We start from the raw sequence: 20987 nt of genomic DNA, 5'->3' as shown, positions 1-20987 counted from the left end.
TTTATATCAACATATACAATCTGAAATAAGTGTAATATCAGATGTAAACATCTAATATTTTAGTGGAGGATATATGAAATTTGCGTCTAAGCTTTTAGTTACCTGTATGGTCGCAGCTTTTGCTTCAAGTGCAATTGCTGCCGAAAGATACAAACCAGATAATGAATTGATTGAACCAATTAAAGCAGCTAAAGTTGAAAATCAAGCAGAAGTAGATTTAGGTGCAAAATTATATTTCGATCCACGTCTATCACGTTCAGGGTTTATTTCCTGTAACTCTTGTCATAACCTTTCTATGGGCGGTACTGATAACCTTCAGACATCCATCGGCGATAAGTGGCAGCAAGGACCTATTAATGCTCCTACAGTTCTTAACTCTACTTTAAATTTTGTTCAGTTCTGGGATGGTCGTGCAAAAGACTTAAAAGAGCAAGCTGGAGGTCCGATTGCAAACCCTGGGGAGATGGCATTCACTCACGATTTAGCTGTTGGTCTTTTAAACTCTATTCCTCAATATGTTGAAGAGTTCAAAAAAGTTTACGGAAAAGAAAAAATAGATATCGACCAAGTTACTAAAGCTATCGCTACTTTTGAAGATACATTAGTTACTCCTAATTCTCGCTTTGACCAGTGGTTATCTGGTAAAGAAGATGCTATCACTGATCAAGAACTTCAAGGATACTTGACTTTCAGGGATGCAGGATGCGTGGCTTGCCATAACGGGGCTGCGGTAGGCGGTTCTACATTCCAAAAAATGGGTGTAGTTGACGTATACGTAACAGATAATGCATCTGCTGGTCGTGCAGGTGTTACTGGTCAAGATATTGACCGTATGATGTTTAAAGTTCCTACTCTACGTAATGTTGAATTAACTTATCCGTACTTCCACGATGGTGCAGCTAACACTCTAAAACAAGCTGTAGAAACTATGGGTCGTTTACAGTTAGGTAAAAAATTCACTGATGAAGAAAACGCTAATATAGTTGCTTTCTTAAAAACTTTAACTGGTGACCAGCCTGACCTTAAACTTCCAATCATTCCTCCTTCAAGTGATGCTACCCCTCGTCCAAATCCATGGGCAGAAATGGCGAAAGCTGAAGATAAAAAAGAGGATGCTAAACCTATGGTAGCTCCACAGGGTGATGATAGAAAAGCAACTATGCCTGTTGAAAAGCCTAAAATGGAAGAAAAAAAGGTAGAAGCTCCTAAAGCCTAATTAATAAGAATTAATCCCCCTTATGACCCGCTTGATTGCGGGTCCTTTTTTTGGGGAAAATTTTGTGAGAAAGGAGGTTTTAAGGGGCTAATCGGTACATTTTCCAAGTGCCATTTTCCTGTCTAACAAATGTTATCCTATCGTGAAGTCTTGAAGGACGTCCCTGCCAAAATTCTATTTGATGCGGTACTACAAGATAGCCACCCCAATGCGGAGGTTTAGGTACTACATCTGGATACTTGTCTTCATACTGAGCAAACCGCTCTTGTAGAGTTTCTTTTGTAACGACTTGACTTTGTTCCGAAGCCCATGCACCAATTTTGGATCCATGTGGTCTTGATTCAAAGTATTGAGTAGACTCCGTTTCACTAATTTGCTCTACCATACCATTTATCCTAACTTGGCGCTGCTGATGCATCCAAAAGAAAAGTAGGCAACAATATGGATTACGTGACAGTTCGTGTCCTTTACGCGATAAATAATTAGTAAAAAATACAAAACCTTCTTCACTAAATCCTTTCAGCAAACAAACTCTTGCACTTGGTTCTCCCTGAGCACTAACTGTTGAAACCGTCATTGCATTGGGTTCCAATCCACCTTCACTTTTCGCATCCTCAAACCATTTTGTAAACTGCTCAAAGGGATTATCTGAGATTTCGCTTTCATCCAAACTAAATTTATCGTAATTTTCCCTTAAATCTGCAATAGACATATTATTATCCTCTTAAGCTAACATCTAATTTTAATGCATGCACCTACTCTCGTTGTTAAAATTTAGAATCACTTAAGTTAGGAATAATATGCAGGATTTTCAGACTCCAAGAAGGTTAACAAGCGTAGAAAGAATTTATGGCAATGAAGGCATTAAAGCCTTTAAGAATTCCCATGTTCTTGTAGCTGGAGTGGGAGGTGTTGGATCATGGTGTGTTGAATCTTTAGTGCGTTCTGGAGTAGGCAAAATCACTATGGTCGACATGGATCATATAGCTGAATCAAATATAAACAGACAAGTTCATGCTTTAGATAGTACTTTGGGGTTGGCAAAGATAGAGGCTTTGAAAGACCGATTGCTTGAAGTTCAGCCTGATTGTAAATTTAATTTAATTGACGATTTTTTTACCACTCAAAATGTAGAAGAAATCATTGCCACCCAAAAGCCTGATATTTTTATCGATTGCATAGACGAGGCTCGCGTAAAGGTTGCAATTGCCCTCGCCTGTGAAAGGGTACAAATTCCGCTTCTAATGGCTGGCGGTGCTGGCGGTAAAACAGATGTGTTCTCCCTACAAACCAGTGATATAGCCCATGTTCAGAACGATAATCTCTTAAAAAGAGTCAGAGATATTCTTAGAAAAGAACACGGTTTTCCATCAAGCTCTGAATTCTATCGTAATCAGAACATGGGATTTCAAACGGTTTGGTTTAGACAAAAAGCGATGATGCCTAGCCTATGGGCAAATCGCAATTCCCCTCAGGGTCTTTCATGTGCTGGTTACGGATCATTAGTTTCTATAACGGGAACTATGGGGTTTGCACTTGCCCAGATTGCCTTAGAAATTATAATTAAGAAGCACGGGATTGTGATTTAAGTTCATTTAAAACTTTGGCTGTATGACCTTTGGTTTTTAGCATTTTGGAAGGTGTCCCACTATAAACTACACGACCCCCACGATCTCCTCCCTCGGGACCCATATCGACAATCCAATCAGCCTCTGCCATCACATCTAAGTTATGCTCAATCACAACCACAGTATTTCCGCTATCTACAAGTCGGTGCAATACAATAATTAATTTCTCAACATCAGCCATGGATAAACCAACCGTCGGCTCATCTAGCACGTACAATGTATGTGCACGTACAGATGCTCTCCCAGTTTTAGTAACGCCTTCATCCATGCGTGCCTTAACTAATTCAGTAACTAGTTTGATTCGCTGAGCTTCCCCTCCTGAAAGAGTAGGTGACGGTTGCCCCAATGTTAAGTATCCAAGCCCCACATCCTGTAGAAGCATTAACGGACGCAAAATCTTTGGATGATTTTCAAAAAAAGGAATCGCCTCATCAATGTCCATCTTAAGCACATCGCCAATGCTTTTATCACGCACTTTAACTGCAAGCGTATCAGAATTAAATCTCATTCCACTACAAGCCTCACATTGAACCTTAACGTCGGGAAGAAAATTCATTTCAACAGTTCGCATACCTTGACCTTCACAAATCAAGCAACGCCCTTTGCCTGTATTAAAGGAAAAACGTGAAGCCGTCCATCCCCGCATTTTAGCTTCCGTAGATTGAGCAAAAAGTTTTCGAATTTCATCCCAAAATCCAACGTAAGTAGCAGGACAAGAGCGAGGGGTCTTACCGATTGGCGTTTGGTCAACTTCTAAAACTCTTGTTAGTTTCTCCCATCCATCAAGTTTATGAATATTTTTCCATTCAATGTTTCTAGGATTTTTTATGTTGGCAATAGCTTCTTTAACATTCGTTAAAAGAATTTCTCGTGCAAGTGTCGATTTTCCAGAGCCAGAAACTCCTGTTACAACGGTCAAACAGCCAACAGGAATCTGTAGGTCTATATCATGAATATTGTGTAAGTTCGCACCTTCAATTGAAAGCATATCTGCTTGTGACTTAGAGTCTAGGCGACTAGAAAAATCATGTTTTAGTGGGTTTGCTAAATAATGTCCAGTTACTGAATTTTTATTTTTTAATATTTCATCATATGTGCCTTGGGCAATGATTTTCCCTCCACGCACACCTGCCCCAGGTCCCACATCGATAATATGTTCAGCGGATTTTATCGTGTCATCATCATGTTCCACGACGACTAGAGTATTGCCATTAGACTCAAGTTTTTTTAGTGATTTCAATAGCACTCGGTTGTCTCTTGGATGTAGACCAATAGTGGGTTCATCTAAAACATAACAAACACCTTGCAAATTTGACCCTAATTGAGCAGCAAGTCGTATCCTTTGAGCCTCACCACCAGAAAGAGTAGGTGCGGATCTGTTGAGCGACAGATAATCCAAACCTACGGATTTCATAAATTCCAATCTTGAATTTATTTCTCTTAATATGTCACGTCCAATGGTTTGCTCACGTTTATCTAAGTCTATTGCAGTAAAAAAATCATAAGCTTTGTCAATCGATAATTTGCTTAATTGCGTAATCGATTTTTCTTTCCATTTAAATGCTCTGGCAATGCTATTGAGCCTAGCCCCATTGCAATTTCGGCAAACTCCTAAATAATCATAATCTACATTTTGTATAGCATCGGATTCGAGGGATTCGTTGTTCTCAATTTCATTAAATGCAATATCGTTAATTAATCCTGTGCCCATACAATCAGGGCACCACCCTTGGGATGAGTTATATGAAAACATACGAGGGTCTGGTTCGGGGAATGCGGTATTGCAAAGAGGGCAAGCTCTTTTGGTTGAATAGAAATTTTGCCCACCGTCCTTATCTAAAATACTAAAAGCACCTTTGCCATGCTGGAGGGCCGTTTCCAAAGCAGTCGAAAATATTGATTTTGTACTTAATTTTCCACTAAATACTGGAAGTTCAATTGTGTGATCAATATATCTATCTAGTCTAGGCCATGGGTGTACTGGAATTTCTTTACCATCGACTCTTAAAGTTTCGAATCTTGATTTTTTTGCCCATTTAGCTAAATCTGTGTAGTAGCCCTTTCTTTTGGAGACTAATGTAGCTAGAAAAGTTATGTTCTTATTTTTATATTTTGACCAAACCATTTCTTCAATTTGTTCTGTGCTAAAGGCTTCGACAGGCACGTCACATGAAGGGCAGTATTGGGTTCCAAGTTTTTGATATAAAAGTCGTAAAAAATGGTGAATTTCGGTCATGGTACCTACAGTTGATTTTCTTCCACCACGACTTGTTCTCTGTTCTATTGCTACAGTGGGTGGTATTCCGTATATAGCATCTACATCAGGTTTTCCTGCAGGTTTAACATATGAACGGGCGTAAGCATTTAGGGATTCTAAATATCTTCTTTGACCCTCGTTAAATAAAATATCAAATGCAAGAGTTGATTTTCCTGATCCAGAAACTCCTGTGATAACTGTAAATTTATTATGTGGGATTTTTACGGATACATTTTTTAAATTATGCTCGTAAGCGTTTTGAATTGATATTTCTTTAGGTGCTGTTTCAAATTTGTATTTAAGTTCTTTGGATTTATCAAACAAAGCATTTGTGTATTTTGCAGATGTCGCTTCTTCATAGTCAATGAGGGCAATACCAGTTAAAGATTTTTTGTTCTTTTTTATATCCTCAGGCGAACCAGATTCTACGATATGACCACCTTCAATTCCACCAGCAGGTCCTAAATCAATTATCCAGTCGGAAGCACGGATTACATCCAAGTTGTGTTCAATAATGATTATGGAATGACCTGCTTCGAGTAGTTTTCTAAATGAACCCATTAATTTTGATATATCGTGAAAGTGCAAACCAGTTGTGGGCTCATCAAATAAAAACATGATCCCCTTTGTTTTAGCTTTGGAATTTGAGGCTTTAACTAGATGCCCTGCTAATTTCAAACGTTGTGACTCACCTCCAGAAAGTGTAGGTACAGGTTGTCCCAGAGCTAAATAATCCAATCCAACATCCACCAAAGGTTGCAACCGTGAACATACTTCTCGCATGCCCTTGAAAAAAACTAGTGCCTCGTTTACTGTCATTTCCAACACGTCGGCAATATTTGCTTTACGACCTAAATGTTCAACATAATTTTCTAGAATTTCCTGTTTAAAACGCCTACCATTGCAATCAGGGCATTTAAGATAAACGTCTGACAGAAACTGCATTTCTACATATTCATAGCCCGTGCCTTGGCATGTTGGACAACGCCCATTACCACTATTAAAACTAAAGGTTCCAGAAGTGTACCCACGTTCCTTAGCCATATCCGTCTCAGCAAATATTTTCCTAATTGCATCATAGGCCCCAACATGACTTGCAGGGTTAGATCGAGTTGTTTTCGCTATAGGTGACTGATCTACCATAATCACGTCTGAAAGCATCTCTGCACCAAGTAGAGAATCAAAATTTCCAGCTGATGAATTTGGTTTTTGGAAATGTTCAAGCAATGCAGGGAAGAGCACATTTTGGACCAAGGATGATTTGCCAGACCCTGAAACTCCAGTAATGCAAACTAAACGATTTAATGGAAATTCCACATCGAGATTTTTAAGATTATTTGCACGTGCTCCACTAAGAACTAATCGTGGTGTGTTTTTAGAAACCTTCATTGGTTTTGGAGCTTCTACACGAAGAACATTTGCAAGGTATTTGCCTGTTAGAGAATTAGAATTTTTTAATTCATTTGGAGTGCCATCGAAAACAATTTCTCCACCACGTTCTCCTGGCCCTGGTCCCATATCCAAAACTCTATCAGCACAATACATTATTTGTGGGTCGTGTTCGACTACAACAAGGGTATTGCCACTTTTTTTAAGACCTTGCATAACATCTATAATTTGATTTGTGTCATGAGGGTGGAGGCCAATAGATGGTTCATCCAGGACGAACAATGTATTTGTAAGGGAAGTACCCAAAGCTGTTGTAAGATTGATTCGTTGAACTTCACCTCCTGAAAGAGTGCGACTTTGTCGGTCAAGAGATAAATAGGAAAGACCAACTCGATTAAGATAACGAACTCTAACTTTGATTTCGTCAATTACTAATTTGAGCTCAGGAGCCTCGAATTTTTCTGTATCGAAAAATTTTTCTAAATCCGCTATGGAAAGACGCATTAAATCATGAATGCAAAGGCCAGGCATATCGTCCAATTGCTTTTTAGACCACTTGGCTTCTACAGGCATGAATCGATCGTAATTTTTTATTGAAGTGCCTTTTTGTTCGCCAATTCTCCATAACGTTGAATCAGGTTTTAATCTCGATCCATTACAAAAATGGCAGGTATTATATGTACGATATTTTGATAGAAGTACGCGTACGTGTACTTTATAAGATTTAGACTCTAAGTGCTTAAAGAAAGCGGCAACGCCATACCATTTGGTTCTCCAGTCTTTTTGTGTAAAGGCAAAATCAGGATCTCCATTGATAACCCAAGATTGCTCAGTTGGGCTTAAGTCTTTGAATGGGATGTCGGTGCGTACTTTTGCTTTTGAGGCATATTTTATTAGCTCCTTTTGGCATTCATTTCCAGTGGCGGTTTGAAATGGCTTAATAGCACCTTGTGCTAGGGATTTAGTTTTGTCAGGTATTACTAGGTTGTAATCAATGCCCATAGTACGTCCAAACCCACGACATGTCTCACATGCACCAGCTGGAGAATTGAAAGAGAAATGTGAGGGTGTAACTTCAGAATACGATATATTGCAGTGGTCGCATCTGAGTTGATCGCTAAATGGATGTACTAATTCATAGTCAGTCCCATCTTCACTTGAAAATAATTCAAATATATAAATTTTTCCATGTCCAAAACGAGAAGCAGTTTCAATAGCCTCATAAACACGTGATTTTGCAACTCTCGCTAACTTAAATCTATCCTGTATAACAAAAAGTGTCTTTTCCCCAGAGTCATCTTCAAGAGATTGCTCTCTTTGAATTCGACCATAACCTTGATGAGAAAGATATTGCTCAATTTCATCCTGTGTGAAATTTTTTGGTATTTTTACAGCAAAGGTGACAACTAATTTTGACTCATTAGATCGTATATTTTTTGAAAGATTTTTTAAAATCGATTCTGCGTTAAACCGCTCTACAACTCGTCCACAACAACGACAGTGCAATATTCCAGCATGGTGATATAACAATTTAATTAAGTCATTTAACTCAGTCATAGTGCCTACTGAGCTACGTGAATTTCGAACTGGATTAGTTTGATTTATCGCTATGGCTGGCAATATCCCCTCAATCCTCTCCACCTGCGGTTTATCCATGCGATCCAAAAACTGACGGGCATATGGTGAAAATGTTTCTACATATTTTCTCTGACCTTCTGCGTATAATGTATCGAAAGCTAATGAACTTTTTCCCGAGCCAGATACACCAGTGATTACGGTAATTTCCCCAGTGTTAATTTGTACATCGAGATTTTTTAAATGATTTTGCTTAGCACCGAAGATTTGAATTTTTGAAGTCATAGAGTAGAGAAATGAGTAGAGAAAATATCCCACCAATTGGTATTACGATGGGCGATCCTGCAGGTATTGGACCAGAAATAATTATAAAACTTTTTAGGCAACCACTTTCGCATAAAGCCATTGTTTTTGGGGATATGAAATGTCTTGAAACGTACGCCTCACGCCTTGGATATGTAGATGTTAAATTCAAATTAATACATGAGATAGGAGATGTTCAGGAGCATTGCCAAAATGAAATTCCTGTTTATCAGTGCAATTCAAATGCGGATGGAGTTTTTGAGTTTGGAGTTGCTTCTGCGTATGGTGGAGATGTAAGTTTTCAAGCATTTCAAAAAGCTGTAGATTATGCGGATGAAGGAAAAATATCGGCAATAGTGACCGCCCCAATTAATAAGCATGCTTGGAAACTTGGCGGACATGATTATGCGGGGCACACAGAAGTGTTAGATAAATATACAGAAAAAACATCGCATGTGAGTATGGTACTTTTGAATGATGAGCTTCGCACAGTTCTTGTTTCTGACCACATTCCCTTATCTGAAGTGCCTAAGCATATAACTATGGAGTCTGTTTGTATTGCCTTAGAAAATGCACATCAATGTGCTTCTCTTTTGGGATTTGACAACCCTAGAATTGCTGTCGCTGGCTTAAATCCTCACGCTGGAGAACATGGAAAGTTCGGAAATGAGGAGATAGAAATAATTGAGCCAGTAATAGCTACATTTCGCGAATCGTCGACTCAAGTTTATGGCCCACTCCCACCTGATACAGTATTTATGAGAGCACGTAAAGGGGAGTTTGATTTTGTTGTTGCTATGTATCACGACCAAGCTCTTATACCAGTTAAATATTTAGGATTAGATAAGGGTGTAAATATAACAGCAGGGTGTAAGTTTATTAGGACCAGTGTTGATCATGGTACGGGCTACGATATTGCTGGCAAAGGAATCGCGGACGAGAGGTCTTTAAGAACAGCTTATGAGTTGGCTTTGGAGATGGTCAATCGGAAGGCCTTATTGGATGCTGGGCGTGGTTGAGTAACTGAGCATGCGACTGAGAGAGCATAAAGCTATAGGGCTTATTTTTAGCACGTTTCAATTTACAATCTGAAATGCGTCATATAAAGTATAAAGCTATTGATTTATATGTATTTTTGTGGTTAAATGATTGTTTTAATTGAATTTTTATGAGGGTGTATTTATGGCTGAGATTAAGCGTAATCGCCGTAATACTCTAGAGCGTCGTTGCCTAGGTAAAGCACTTAAAAGACTTTTTGTAGGTTCTTCAAAAGGCACTTTTAAGATGCTTGAAAAAGTTAAGAAAGCTTAATTATTAAAAATTAGGATTTTCGTGAAAGTGACTCCATTATTTGGAGTCATTTTTTTTATCCAAATTTAAATGTGAAATCAGGTTCGTAGGATTATCAATTGCATCCTGAATCTTAGAAATCTCTACCCATTCCTCGATATCATCATCCTCTGCTAAAGGGGTCATTGCCACCACAAAATCATAAGGCAATAAACCTTCTAAATCATTTGACCAATCAACCTCATCACCTGAAGCATCTATTCGTGTAAATCTAAGAGGAGGTTCTCCAATTTGAATGCCTGCAATAAATGTCGCAGCGTAGGGTGATTCTGTGAATTCTTTGTTTAAAGATGAGCTACCAATTAGGCGGGCATTTGGACCTCCTATTTGCATGACAGCATCATACTCATCAGGATTGTCGGTGGTTTCAAGAGGAATGGCGAAAGCGACCCATTCATAACCCTCCTCAGTCTCATCGATTTCTGCAAGAACAACTTTCCCTAGCTCTCCACTTAATGAGTCGCAAGCCTTTTCTAATAAGATTACTTCTGTAGAAGAGAATTTTTTCATAGGTTCCTCGCAGTATTTTGATGAATTTCTATTATAGGATATGGCTTAAAATAGATTTATTTTTTTTGAATGGTTGAGCATGGCACAGTACGTTTTCACAATGAATAGGGTAGGGAAAATTGTTCCACCTAAGAAGCAAATTTTGCGTGATATTTCTTTGTCTTTCTTTCCAGGAGCTAAGATTGGTGTTCTTGGGCTAAATGGATCAGGTAAGTCCACATTGCTTAAGATTATGGCGGGTGAAGATAAGGAGATTGAAGGCGAAGCTGTGCCTATGGCCGATTTAAATATTGGTTATCTTCCCCAGGAGCCACAACTGAACCCAGAACATACCGTACGAGAAGCAGTTGAACAGGGACTAGGTGCAGTCTTTGCTGCGAGGAAGCGTTTGGATGAAGTGTATCAAGAGTATGCAGACCCTGATGCAGATTTCGATAAACTGGCGGCAGAGCAGGCTGAGCTGGAGGCCATAATATCTGCGGCCGCAAGCTCAGGTGCTGATGATATTGAACACCAGATGGAGATTGCGGCGGATGCCTTGAGATTGCCACCCTGGGATGCGGTGATTGGGAATCTGTCAGGAGGTGAAAAGCGACGCGTGGCTTTGTGTGCACTTCTTTTATCGAAGCCAGATATGCTATTGCTTGACGAACCTACGAACCACTTAGATGCCGAAAGTGTTGACTGGTTGGAACAGTATTTGCAGAAGTTCCCAGGCACAGTTGTTGCTGTTACGCATGATCGCTATTTCTTGGACAATGCTGCCGAATGGATTCTGGAGCTCGACCGCGGATATGGGATACCTTGGAAGGGGAACTACAGTTCATGGCTTGAGCAGAAGGAGAACCGTCTTAAACAAGAGGAGGCACAAGAGTCAGCACGTCAACGCACAATCCAAAAAGAGCTTGAATGGGTGCGACAAAATCCTAAAGGTCGACAAGCTAAATCTAAAGCCCGTCTTGCTCGATTTGAAGAACTATCTTCCTATGATTATCAAAAACGAAATGAGACGCAGGAAATATTTATACCAGTTGCTGAGCGTTTGGGTAATGAGGTCATTGAGTTCAATAATGTCACAAAATCCTATGGTGATCGTCTACTGATTGATAATCTAAGTTTTAAAGTGCCTCCTGGTGCTATTGTTGGGATAATTGGTCCTAACGGAGCTGGTAAATCTACGCTTTTCCGCATGATTGCAGGTGTTGAAAAGCCTGATTCTGGAGAAATAAAAATTGGTCAGACCGTTAACATGAGCTTCGTGGACCAGTCTCGTGATGGGCTTGCCGATTCTAAAACGGTTTTTGAGTTCGTTTCAGATGGTGCTGATTTGTTAACAGTGGGTAAATTTGAAATGCCTTCACGTGCTTATTTGGGCAGATTTAATTTCAAAGGTTCCGACCAAAACAAGCAAGTTGGAACTTTGTCAGGCGGTGAGCGGGGGCGTCTGCATATGGCTAAAACCCTTCTAAAAGGTGGCAATGTCCTCTTGCTCGACGAACCATCAAATGATTTGGATGTTGAAACACTTCGTGCACTTGAGGATGCTTTGCTTGAGTTTGCAGGATGTATTTTGGTGATTAGTCATGATAGATGGTTTCTCGATCGCATTGCCACCCATATACTTGCTTTTGAAGGCGATTCGCAAGTGGTATTTTTTGATGGAAATTATCAAGAATACGAAGCAGACAAGAAACGTCGTTTAGGTGAGGCAGGTGTGCAACCAAAACGTATTAGATATAAGGCATTGAAGTAGTTGAGAATTTTGTAAAGCCTGTTAAATTTTTGAATGTTAGAATCAAATTTGATTTTATATTGTTTGGGAACTATGCTTGTTTGCGATTTAAATTTAACAGGGGCTCCTAACAGATATTTAATAACACACAAACTCCATCTCTCAAAAATATGTGGTTTGCTTTACTTAGGATCGACGAAAAGTTAGATGACCAAACTATTTATAATTCACAAGTTAGAAGTCTCTTCAGATTATACCTAAGTGTAGGTGCAGGCGAATCTTGGGGATGTATAACTCTCTTAAATTTGAGTGATTTTTATGTATTGCATTTCCATATTATAGATTTCAATCTAGGAAAAAGCTTAGGGGTGGACTATTTAATCCACCCCTAATGTTAGCAATTCACTTTAATTATTTATTTAGCGAATCTGGATCCATTTCAATCTTAACTTCTAATACTTCCAGAGAATCCTGCCTATCAAGTGAAACCTTAATATCCTCTGGATTAACTTTGATGTATTTAGAAATAACTTCAATCAATTCCTTTTGTAGTTGAGGTAGGAAATCAGCTTTAGCTTCAGTTCCTCCAGTAGCTTCGCGATCTCTTACTAAGATTAGTTTTAAACGTTCTCTTCCTATGTCAGTACTGCGTTTCTTTTGACCGAAAAAATAATCAAATAAAGCCATAACCTAACCTCCGAAAAGTTTCTTAAAGAAGCCAGGTTTTTGATAATCAGTAAAGCGGAATGGAAGGTCCTTTCCTAAATAGCGGTCAACCAAATCAGCATATGCCCGTCCACTATCACTATTTTCATTTAGAATAACTGGTACACCAGTGTTTGAAGCATCTAGTATATCTTTAGATTCTGGAATTACGCCTTTAATAGGGATATTAAGAAAGTCTTTTATATCATCCAAAGAGAACATCTCACCTGCAACTACGCGTTCTGGATTGTAACGAGTTACGACTAGGAAATTATTAATAGGCTCTAATCCATTTTCTGCACGTGCAGACTTAGATTGCAAAATACCAATCATACGGTCTGAGTCACGTAATGAGGAAATTTCTGGGTTACTAACAATCAAAGCATCGTCAGCAAAATACATCGCTAAGTTTGCACCAGTTTCAATCCCAGCCGGAGAATCACAAACAATATATTCAAACCCTTGTTCTTTAAGTTCGTTGATAACTTTTTCGACACCCTCTTTAGTAAGTGCATCTTTATCGCGGGTTTGTGAGGCAGCAAGAACATAAAGATTATCAAATTTTTTATCTTTAATTAGGGCTTGAGTAAGAGTAGCATCACCTTGGATTACATTAATAAAATCATATACAACACGACGCTCACAGCCCATAATCAAATCAAGATTACGCAAGCCGACGTCAAAGTCGATAACGGCAGTTTTATGGCCGCGCATAGCTAAACCAGTGGAGAAGCTCGCACTGGTAGTGGTTTTACCAACACCACCTTTTCCAGAAGTTACTACTATTACACGTGTCATTAAAGTATCCTCTAATTTATTTATAATTACTTTATCTTAACCTAATTTACATGCGAAGGGGGTTGAACTGCAATGTTTCTCCCAGTAAGCTTACAACAGCCGCCTTACCTAGGGCATCGGTTTTAAAATCCCCATCAAACAATCTATAAAATCCAGCAATTGCAACTAAGCTAGGATTCAGATGTGTAGTAAAAATTTTAGCTTCTGTATCACCCTTAGCTCCTGCAACTGCACGACCATTTAAATGACCGTAAACATGAATATTACCGTCTGCGATAATTTCAGCACCGGCACTAACATCTCCAATTACAACTAAATCACCGCCTTCGGCATACACCCGCTCACCTGATCTTAATTGACGCTCAATAATAAGATTTTGTGAAAGTTTTGATGAGGCAATGGGTTGTGGAACTACAGGTTTTTGTTCGGTTTTTACTGAAGATACTTCAGGTTTGGGTGCTTCATTAGATTGGATGCTGGCTGAAGAGGTCTCCTTAGAGGAGTTTGGCAATTCAATAAACTTAAATCCTGCATCCTCAATACTAGGTTTCAATCCTTTATTAGTAAAGATACCAATTACACTAATCTTATATCTAGCTAGCAACTCAACTAATTTTGACCACGTTATAGGCTGAAATAAGGCATATGCATCTATAACGATATTTTCTCCGTGTAAAAGCTGACCATTAGGAGTAGAAAGAAAATCGTTTAAATTTTGTTCAATACTAAGAAAATCAGTGCTTCTTAGTATTAAACGTAGTGTGAGTAAATTTACATTTTTAAATTCTAGAATTCGAGTGTTTACCGCCATAAATCACCAACTTAGCCAACCCATGAGTCTTTAAGAGTAACGCTGCGATTAATTATACCTTTTTCAGAAGTACTACTAGGATCCGCAATAAAATAACCCAGTCGTTCGAACTGCCATATATTTCCAGGATTAGTGTCTATACCTGGCTCCAACCAACCATTGACAACTTTCAAAGAATTTGGATTTATGTAATCCATATAATCTTTTCCGCCACTATCAGGTGAAGCTTCTGTAAATAGCCTGTCGTATAAATTGATTTGAGCTGGTAGGGCATATTTGGTGCTAACCCAAGTAATATTTCCCTTAACTTTAATAGAAGATGAGCCAGAAGTACCACTTTTGGTATCTGGAATTAAATCAACGTAGACCTCGGATACATTGCCACCAGAATCTTTTAAAAATCCAGTGCATTCAACAATATAGCCATATTTAAGACGAACTTTATTACCGACAAACAACCTAAAGTACTTCTTAGGTGGTTCCTCCATAAAATCTTCACGTTCGATCCACAACTCCTTTGTAAGCATAAATTCGCGATTTCCAGCTTCGGGAGCATGAGGATTTATAGGTGCGTGGCAATGCTCCTCAAAGTCCTCGGGTACGTTATTTATCACTAATTTAATAGGGTCAAGAACTGCTACTGCACGAGGAGCAATGGGATCGAGGTCATCACGCAAAGCCTGTTCAAGCAATTTATAGTCTATAAACGAGTCAGATTTAGACACACCCAATCTTTTAATAAATAGGTGAATACTATTTGGGGTGTAACCACGACGGCGCAAACCAGCGATGGTAGGCATTCTTGGATCATCCCAGCCATCAACTATACCTTTTTCAACTAAGTTGAGTAATTTACGTTTGCTTGTTACGATGTGCTGTACATTAAGCCGAGAAAACTCGGTTTGTTTTGGAAGAGGGTGTCTTAAAAGGCCCAAGGATTCCAATTTATCCAATAGCCATTCATAAAACGGACGTTGATCCTCAAATTCCAATGTACAAAAACTGTGAGTTATACCTTCAAGAGCATCCTCTATCGGATGGGCAAAAGTGTACATAGGATATATGCACCATTTGTCTCCAGTTCTGTGATGATGTGCATGTTTGATTCTATATATAACAGGATCTCTCATGTTTATGTTTGGGGATGCCATATCAACTTTTGCTCTTAGTGCGTAGCTTCCATCTGGAAACTCCCCGTCTTTCATTCGTGTGAATAAATCGAGAGATTCCTCAATAGGGCGATTTCTCCATGGTGAATCCTTACCTGCTTCAGTTAAGGTTCCACGGTTTATGCGCATTTCTTCAGGTGTTTGTTCATCAATATACGCATCTCCATTTTTAATTAACGCAGTGGCAAAATCATAAAAGTAATCAAAATAATCGCTAGCATAATAAAGATTACTTTCCCCGTCTTTTTCCCAATCGTATCCTAGCCATTTAACAGAGTCTTTTATGGCTTCGACGTATTCAGTATCTTCTTTTTCAGGATTGGTGTCATCAAACCTTAAATGACACACACCTCCGTATTCTTCAGCTAAGCCAAAATTTATTATTATGCTTTTAGCATGTCCTAGGTGAAGATAACCATTAGGCTCTGGTGGAAATCTAGTTCTAATTTTTGCCTGATCCAAAGGAGCCTCATTCTGAATAGAAGCAGGTCCTGGTTTACCTGCCCAGCGTTTATCTTTATATAGATTATCTTTAAGATTAGATTCAATGAGGTTTTTCAGAAAGTTTGGGGCTAAAGCCTCTTCTTGGATAGACATATTAGGTCAATAAGTAAAATACAACCTAATATTATATAAGCGGTATATATATATTTACTAGCAAACCTCCTTCTGGAGCATCTGCAAGTTTAAGTTCACCTTTATGTGCATTAACAATTGCTTCAACAAGAGCCAACCCCAAACCAACACTTCCAGTTTTTGTTCTGGCTGAGTCAAGTCTAGCAAATGCTTGTACTGCCTCAGCTCTTCTGTCTTCGGGTATTCCTTTGCCATGGTCTGAAACTGATATAACTGCTTTCTTACCTTCTTTTTTAAGAGAGATTTCTACTGGAGGAGCTCCATGTTTTAAAGCATTTGAAATTAGATTATCTATAAGTCTGGCCAATGCTAAGGTATCACCCTTAACAAATAATCTTTCCTCTGGCAATGAACCCAAAATTATATCTGGTGTAGTCTCATGCCAAGCATTTACTCGCTCATCAACCCATTGATTTAGGTTTAAATCAATAAAACTGTAGCGACTAGGATCCGCTCCACGTACATATGTAATAAATTGCTCGATAATACTCTGCATCTCTTGAACATCGTTAAGCATGCCCTTTTTGATTGGGTCGTCTTCAGACATCTCAAGCCTTAAACGCATACGAGCAAGTGGTCCTTTTAAATCATGTGGTAATCCAGCTAACATCGTATGTTGAACGGTTTTTGCTTGGTCCAACGCCTTTACCATCTTATTAAAATGTAAACCAAGTAATTTAGTTTCAAGTGGTCCAGCTGGTACAACAGTTGTATACTCACCCTTGCCCAGTCTGTCAGCGGCATGAGTAAGGCGGGTAAGAGGGGCAGTAATTCTCCATGCATACCAACCAGACCCAAGCAATAGCAAACTTGTAAGCCCAATCCAAAGCATATAAATCCAACTGATATTAGGTGGCTCTATATCTTCAATAGGAATGACAAGCCATTCTTTAATTAATGTGTTGTTGTAAGGGTTAAACTGTGGTTGTAGTGATATATATAGAATTGGAACGTTGTCACTTTGTGATAAGCCTACTCGGGTCCCGTCGTCCAAAGATTCATTTATATTTCGTATAAGCTTTACTAAATCCTGTCTAAAGTTTCTTGGAATTTTATCTAGGGTTGTTATAGAGTTTGGTTCCGCCATTTTTTTAGATTCACTTAGGATTCTATTTCTGAATGTTTTATCGTCCTCAAATAAAAAACTAAAATCCCCTATGCTTGGAAAAATTTGTTGCATGAAACTTGGGCGATTCATATGGCTAGGTATAAACTGATCTGGATGGTAGGGGAATATCTTACATTCCAATTTGCTATTACAAACGATTTGTGTGTCCTGTGGCAGTTCTCTGGACCATAAGGACCACTTACCATTAGATGCTTGACGCACAAATTCAGCCCTTCTATTTGGTGGTAAAAGTAAAACAGAAGACCTTATAACGTTTATGGAATTCGAAACCTGAGAAGAGACAATCTGCTCAATAAATCCACCCTTAAGATAACTTACAGCATAAAAAATAGCAGTCTGCACCAAAATAATGGTTGCAAATGTCATAAAAATAATTTGTGCACGTATACTTAAGGAAAAAAGTTTAAGCTTCATAAAATAAAAAAGGGCTGAAAAAACAGCCCGAAATTCATGTTTTTAGTTAGGCTTTAGGAGAAAATCTATAACCCACACCCCAAACAGTTTGTATCCATCTAGGATCTTTAGGGTCATCTTCTAGTGCACGACGTAGCCTTAGGATGGCAATGTCAATGGCCCTATCATTTCTTTCGCCTTCGTCATCATTTCTCGATAAAGCAAGTAATTTTTCTCTAGAAAGTGGCTTGCTTGGATTTTGAACAAAAGCTTCAAGAAGATTAATTTCTCCGCCAGTAAGTTTAACAACTTCATTATCTTTTAGAAGCTGTCTTTTAATAGGATCAAAAGTAAATGGTCCAAAGTGAATAGGTGTCTCTTTAATGAGAGTTGAAGCACCCTTTTTGCGACGTAGAACAGTTTCTATACGAGCCAACAACTCACGAGGATCAAAAGGTTTACCAATATAGTCATCAGCCCCAGATTCTAAGCCTAATACTCGATCGGCGGTTTCATCCCTAGCAGTTAACAAAATAATTGGTATGTCCTCGTGCTGGTCCCTTAAATTTCTACAGAAATCAACACCATCACCGCTAGGTAACATGCGATCTAGAACAATTAAATCAGGTGAGAACCTAATTATACGGTCTGCTAAATCATTTCCGTCTGAAACTAAAAGGGTATCGTATCCATGTCGGTTTAAATACTGAGCTAAAAGCTGTCTTAAATCTGGATCATCATCCACTATCATTACTTTAGTTAGTGGTTTATTCATAATTTACCCTCATCAAATCTTCTTCCCATAACTACTATATAAAAATATGAAACAAGAAAATGAAAAAGAAATATTATGTAATTAAATTTTAGTTTTGATTAGCTTCACCACTCGGCGTTTCAGGAGTAATTTGTTCTACTTCAAACTCTCTTTTAGTTATAAGTTTATTGTTAGATTTATCAAAAATCTTAAGTTCGACTTTAAGTGGGGTAAGTGTGCGTTTTGTTAGGTCTACTGATTTTTGAATATTTGTATAAGGTCCTGAAACTGCATCGAACGATTTGATGTTTTCAAAACCACTATTACCGTTCATATACTTACCCTTGGCTAGGATATCAACTTTAATAGTTCTATCAGTAATAGACTTATCCTTTTCTGAGAGAATTAGTTTGTAGTTTAGATGTCCTTTATAACCTTTAAATTCAGCCAGTCTCACCCCAATAGGTGAGTCTGTTGTGTCTTCGGGAAGGGTTTTAAGTAATGCATCGATAGAGTCGTTATTTCCTTCTTCCGCTACAGGCGTGATTGGATTTAAATCTTTTTTAGACTCTTCATCCTGTAGTTTTTTCTTTTCTGCTTCTTCAATTTGTGATTTCAAAACTAGGGCATTTGCTTGAGCTTCGTGAACTTGGCGAACTAAAGCTTCTTTTTCATACTTGAGAACTTCAATTTGCTTAGTTAAATCTTTATTATCTATCTCCGAAGATTCATGTGGCAAATAATTAGCTTGAACAAACCAATAACCTCCTACGCCTACAATAAGTCCTACCAAAAATGGTAGGAATGATTTCGATCTTCGAGATTTTCGAACTCCATAGGATGGGCTAAATAGAACTTGTTTATTAGAGGTCTTCTTCATTCAAATTACCGATTAAATTATTTATTTGATTTAGCCTTTCAGGTGTGCCTATATCAAACCACAAACCTTTGAAATAATGACCTATAACTTTATCTTCAGTCATCAAGGTCCTAAGCAATGGGGCTAATTTAACAAAATCACCTTTGGCTATGTCTGAGAAAATTGAGGGTCTATAAACCCCGATGCCTGCAAATGTAAGCATATCAAACTCTCTCGTTTCAACGGCTAGAATTTTACCATTATTGTCTATGGTGAAATCCCCTTTAGGATTATGCTGTGGATTATCCACTAAAACTAAGAATGCATCCTTTTCATCTTCTTCTAATTTTTCTCTATAACTATAGGCTTCACTTGGTTTCCAATTACACCATATGTCTCCGTTTATTACTAATATCGGATCATCACCCAATATATCCAATGCGTAGGCTATACCACCTGCAGTTTCAAGACCTCCTTCAGGTTCAGGTGAGTAATTTATGTTCAAATTCCACCTTGAGCCGTCACCTAATGTTTTTGGAAATTGTTCTCCAAGCCATGCGTAATTAATTACAATATCCTTGAACCCCGCATTACTTAGACGTTCGAGATGCCACTCTACCAGACGTTTAGACCCTAATTTAAGCAAAGGTTTGGGTGTAATATCAGTTAAGGGTCGCATTCGACTGCCACGACCTGCACATAAAATCATTGCCTTCATAAAATTAGAATGTATATCCAAATCTAGTTTTTACTTGATCAATATCATTCAAAAGCTTGGATATAGGTTTTAGTTTTGAGTATCTATCCGCAACCTGATGAACATATTTTTTTACTCTAGGTATATGGTCAAGATAATGATGTTTCCCATCTCTAATCGATAGTCTAGCGAATACACCTAATATTCTTAGATTTCTTTGTAAGCCCATCCATTCATAATTCTCATGGAATACAGAAAAATCATCTGGAACTTGAAGTCCTGCGGATTTTGCTTGCTCCCAATATCGAATAGCCCAATCCAGCTGTCTAGTTTCATCCCAAGTTGTTCTAGCATCCATAATTAGAGATACCAAATCATAACTAATAGGCCCCTCAACGGCATCTTGAAAATCAATTATTCCAGGTGCAATATCATTAGGTGAGTACATAATATTTGGCGAATGAAAATCTCTATGAACAAAAACTTGTGCCTCTTTAGAAGTTCTTTCGCATATTAAATTGAAAATCTCTTCTAACTGAATGCTTTGAGGTGCTGATAATTCATATTTAGATAGCTTTGATACGTACCATTCAGGAAAAAGTTTTAGTTCTTCAAGCATTTTTTCCTTACTGTATTTTGGCAATGCCTCCTTATTCGCCTTTTGCATTTTTATAAGTTCATTTATAGCTTTTAAATAAATGCTTTGAATTTCCTGATCAGAAAGACCATCATGAATAGCGGAATAATAATTTTTTTCTCCTAAGTCATTTAAGAGTAAAAAACCTTCAGTTTCATCTTTCTCTAGTATTTTTGGGACATTTACGGATGCTTCTTTAAGCCTTTCTGAAATATTTATAAATGGCTTACAGTCTTGTTTTTCAGGAGGTGCATCCATAATTATGAAAGTTCCATCTTTGGCATCGACTCTAAAATACCTTCTAAAGCTGGCATCGCTAGAGGCCGCTCTAAGAGAGTCTAAATCAAATCCATAATTATCCTTAAACGAAAAAAGCCAGTTTCTAAGTTTTTCAAATCGTGAGTCAGGAGTTATTGCCATACAATCTACTTTATAATTT

At 38.2% G+C, this 20987-nt stretch carries 18 protein-coding genes; 6 read left to right on the top strand and 12 right to left on the bottom strand.

Annotated elements, in window-relative coordinates; genetic code table 11:
- The first annotated feature begins 73 nt into the window (after positions 1 to 73).
- Positions 74 to 1216: a cytochrome-c peroxidase gene (locus KUI_RS06635; RefSeq protein ID WP_013521526.1), complete on the top strand. Its 1143-nt coding sequence runs from the start codon at positions 74 to 76 to the stop codon at positions 1214 to 1216.
- 79 nt (positions 1217 to 1295) lie between these two features.
- Here KUI_RS06635 and pdxH read toward each other — a convergent pair whose 3' ends face one another.
- Positions 1296 to 1928: a pyridoxamine 5'-phosphate oxidase gene (gene pdxH, locus KUI_RS06630; RefSeq protein ID WP_013521525.1), complete on the bottom strand. Its 633-nt coding sequence runs from the start codon at positions 1926 to 1928 to the stop codon at positions 1296 to 1298.
- An 88-nt stretch (positions 1929 to 2016) separates the two neighbouring features.
- On the opposite strand from pdxH, the gene KUI_RS06625 reads away from it, so the two are divergent.
- Complete coding sequence (locus KUI_RS06625; RefSeq protein ID WP_013521524.1) at positions 2017 to 2805, top strand: tRNA threonylcarbamoyladenosine dehydratase; 789 nt, start codon at positions 2017 to 2019, stop codon at positions 2803 to 2805.
- Here the strand turns inward: KUI_RS06625 and uvrA are convergent.
- Positions 2780 to 8350 carry an excinuclease ABC subunit UvrA gene (gene uvrA, locus KUI_RS06620; protein WP_013521523.1) on the bottom strand — a complete coding sequence of 1857 codons (5571 nt, stop codon included), beginning with the start codon at positions 8348 to 8350 and terminating at the stop codon, positions 2780 to 2782. The two genes, KUI_RS06625 and uvrA, sit on opposite strands and share 26 nt — an antisense overlap.
- A gap of 11 nt (positions 8351 to 8361) precedes the next feature.
- Here uvrA and pdxA point away from each other — a divergent pair, with 11 nt between their 5' ends.
- Both pdxA and KUI_RS08585 read left to right on the top strand, forming a co-directional pair.
- Complete coding sequence (gene pdxA, locus KUI_RS06615) at positions 8362 to 9387, top strand: 4-hydroxythreonine-4-phosphate dehydrogenase PdxA (RefSeq protein ID WP_014840578.1); 1026 nt, start codon at positions 8362 to 8364, stop codon at positions 9385 to 9387.
- Positions 9388 to 9550: 163 nt separating this feature from the next.
- Positions 9551 to 9679 carry a hypothetical protein gene (locus KUI_RS08585; protein ID WP_013521521.1) on the top strand — a complete coding sequence of 43 codons (129 nt, stop codon included), beginning with the start codon at positions 9551 to 9553 and terminating at the stop codon, positions 9677 to 9679.
- Between the two features lie 36 nt (positions 9680 to 9715).
- On the opposite strand, the gene KUI_RS06610 is transcribed toward KUI_RS08585, so the two are convergent.
- Complete coding sequence (locus KUI_RS06610; RefSeq protein WP_013521520.1) at positions 9716 to 10228, bottom strand: hypothetical protein; 513 nt, start codon at positions 10226 to 10228, stop codon at positions 9716 to 9718.
- Positions 10229 to 10307: 79 nt separating this feature from the next.
- Here KUI_RS06610 and ettA point away from each other — a divergent pair, with 79 nt between their 5' ends.
- Both ettA and KUI_RS08180 read left to right on the top strand, forming a co-directional pair.
- Entirely contained in the window at positions 10308 to 11981 is a 1674-nt protein-coding gene (ettA, locus tag KUI_RS06605; RefSeq protein WP_014840576.1) for an energy-dependent translational throttle protein EttA, read from the top strand.
- A gap of 149 nt (positions 11982 to 12130) precedes the next feature.
- Entirely contained in the window at positions 12131 to 12352 is a 222-nt protein-coding gene (locus KUI_RS08180) for a tlde1 domain-containing protein (RefSeq protein ID WP_081482433.1), read from the top strand.
- Between the two features lie 19 nt (positions 12353 to 12371).
- On the opposite strand, the gene minE is transcribed toward KUI_RS08180, so the two are convergent.
- From minE to KUI_RS06560, 9 genes are all read right to left on the bottom strand, one after another.
- Positions 12372 to 12647: a cell division topological specificity factor MinE gene (minE, locus tag KUI_RS06600; protein ID WP_013521517.1), complete on the bottom strand. Its 276-nt coding sequence runs from the start codon at positions 12645 to 12647 to the stop codon at positions 12372 to 12374.
- A 3-nt stretch (positions 12648 to 12650) separates the two neighbouring features.
- A complete protein-coding gene (gene minD / locus KUI_RS06595; RefSeq protein WP_013521516.1) occupies positions 12651 to 13463 on the bottom strand; it encodes a septum site-determining protein MinD in 813 nt (270 codons plus the stop codon).
- A 46-nt stretch (positions 13464 to 13509) separates the two neighbouring features.
- Positions 13510 to 14274 carry a septum site-determining protein MinC gene (gene minC, locus KUI_RS06590; protein WP_013521515.1) on the bottom strand — a complete coding sequence of 255 codons (765 nt, stop codon included), beginning with the start codon at positions 14272 to 14274 and terminating at the stop codon, positions 13510 to 13512.
- Positions 14275 to 14285: 11 nt separating this feature from the next.
- Positions 14286 to 16040 carry a glutamine--tRNA ligase/YqeY domain fusion protein gene (locus KUI_RS06585; RefSeq protein ID WP_013521514.1) on the bottom strand — a complete coding sequence of 585 codons (1755 nt, stop codon included), beginning with the start codon at positions 16038 to 16040 and terminating at the stop codon, positions 14286 to 14288.
- A gap of 31 nt (positions 16041 to 16071) precedes the next feature.
- The gene (locus KUI_RS06580) at positions 16072 to 17622 is read right to left on the bottom strand and encodes an ATP-binding protein (protein ID WP_014840575.1); all 1551 of its coding nucleotides are present in this window, start codon (positions 17620 to 17622) and stop codon (positions 16072 to 16074) included.
- 46 nt (positions 17623 to 17668) lie between these two features.
- Positions 17669 to 18376: a response regulator gene (locus tag KUI_RS06575; protein ID WP_013521512.1), complete on the bottom strand. Its 708-nt coding sequence runs from the start codon at positions 18374 to 18376 to the stop codon at positions 17669 to 17671.
- 88 nt (positions 18377 to 18464) lie between these two features.
- Positions 18465 to 19235: a hypothetical protein gene (locus tag KUI_RS06570; RefSeq protein WP_014840574.1), complete on the bottom strand. Its 771-nt coding sequence runs from the start codon at positions 19233 to 19235 to the stop codon at positions 18465 to 18467.
- The gene (gene murU, locus KUI_RS06565; protein WP_013521510.1) at positions 19219 to 19932 is read right to left on the bottom strand and encodes an N-acetylmuramate alpha-1-phosphate uridylyltransferase MurU; all 714 of its coding nucleotides are present in this window, start codon (positions 19930 to 19932) and stop codon (positions 19219 to 19221) included. Before murU ends, KUI_RS06570 begins: the two co-directional genes overlap by 17 nt.
- A 4-nt stretch (positions 19933 to 19936) precedes the next feature.
- Positions 19937 to 20968 (bottom strand): aminoglycoside phosphotransferase family protein, encoded by a 1032-nt coding sequence (locus tag KUI_RS06560; protein WP_014840573.1) that lies wholly within the window; start codon positions 20966 to 20968, stop codon positions 19937 to 19939.
- Between the last annotated feature and the right edge of the window lie 19 nt (positions 20969 to 20987).

Origin of the sequence: Taylorella equigenitalis ATCC 35865, from assembly GCF_000276685.1 — a bacterium.
GTDB classification, from domain to species: domain Bacteria; phylum Pseudomonadota; class Gammaproteobacteria; order Burkholderiales; family Burkholderiaceae_B; genus Taylorella; species Taylorella equigenitalis.
This window is presented reverse-complemented; position numbering and strand designations above follow the sequence as displayed.

What these genes read in the sequence shown, in the direction of transcription:
- KUI_RS06635 (WP_013521526.1), top strand. Translation starts at nt 74, where the DNA reads ATGAAATTTGCGTCTAAGCTTTTAGTTACCTGTATGGTCGCAGCTTTT.
- pdxH (WP_013521525.1), bottom strand. Translation starts at nt 1,928, where the DNA reads ATGTCTATTGCAGATTTAAGGGAAAATTACGATAAATTTAGTTTGGAT.
- KUI_RS06625 (WP_013521524.1), top strand. Translation starts at nt 2,017, where the DNA reads ATGCAGGATTTTCAGACTCCAAGAAGGTTAACAAGCGTAGAAAGAATT.
- uvrA (WP_013521523.1), bottom strand. Translation starts at nt 8,350, where the DNA reads ATGACTTCAAAAATTCAAATCTTCGGTGCTAAGCAAAATCATTTAAAA.
- pdxA (WP_014840578.1), top strand. Translation starts at nt 8,362, where the DNA reads ATGAGTAGAGAAAATATCCCACCAATTGGTATTACGATGGGCGATCCT.
- KUI_RS08585 (WP_013521521.1), top strand. Translation starts at nt 9,551, where the DNA reads ATGGCTGAGATTAAGCGTAATCGCCGTAATACTCTAGAGCGTCGTTGC.
- KUI_RS06610 (WP_013521520.1), bottom strand. Translation starts at nt 10,228, where the DNA reads ATGAAAAAATTCTCTTCTACAGAAGTAATCTTATTAGAAAAGGCTTGC.
- ettA (WP_014840576.1), top strand. Translation starts at nt 10,308, where the DNA reads ATGGCACAGTACGTTTTCACAATGAATAGGGTAGGGAAAATTGTTCCA.
- KUI_RS08180 (WP_081482433.1), top strand. Translation starts at nt 12,131, where the DNA reads ATGTGGTTTGCTTTACTTAGGATCGACGAAAAGTTAGATGACCAAACT.
- minE (WP_013521517.1), bottom strand. Translation starts at nt 12,647, where the DNA reads ATGGCTTTATTTGATTATTTTTTCGGTCAAAAGAAACGCAGTACTGAC.
- minD (WP_013521516.1), bottom strand. Translation starts at nt 13,463, where the DNA reads ATGACACGTGTAATAGTAGTAACTTCTGGAAAAGGTGGTGTTGGTAAA.
- minC (WP_013521515.1), bottom strand. Translation starts at nt 14,274, where the DNA reads ATGGCGGTAAACACTCGAATTCTAGAATTTAAAAATGTAAATTTACTC.
- KUI_RS06585 (WP_013521514.1), bottom strand. Translation starts at nt 16,040, where the DNA reads ATGTCTATCCAAGAAGAGGCTTTAGCCCCAAACTTTCTGAAAAACCTC.
- KUI_RS06580 (WP_014840575.1), bottom strand. Translation starts at nt 17,622, where the DNA reads ATGAAGCTTAAACTTTTTTCCTTAAGTATACGTGCACAAATTATTTTT.
- KUI_RS06575 (WP_013521512.1), bottom strand. Translation starts at nt 18,376, where the DNA reads ATGAATAAACCACTAACTAAAGTAATGATAGTGGATGATGATCCAGAT.
- KUI_RS06570 (WP_014840574.1), bottom strand. Translation starts at nt 19,235, where the DNA reads ATGAAGAAGACCTCTAATAAACAAGTTCTATTTAGCCCATCCTATGGA.
- murU (WP_013521510.1), bottom strand. Translation starts at nt 19,932, where the DNA reads ATGAAGGCAATGATTTTATGTGCAGGTCGTGGCAGTCGAATGCGACCC.
- KUI_RS06560 (WP_014840573.1), bottom strand. Translation starts at nt 20,968, where the DNA reads ATGGCAATAACTCCTGACTCACGATTTGAAAAACTTAGAAACTGGCTT.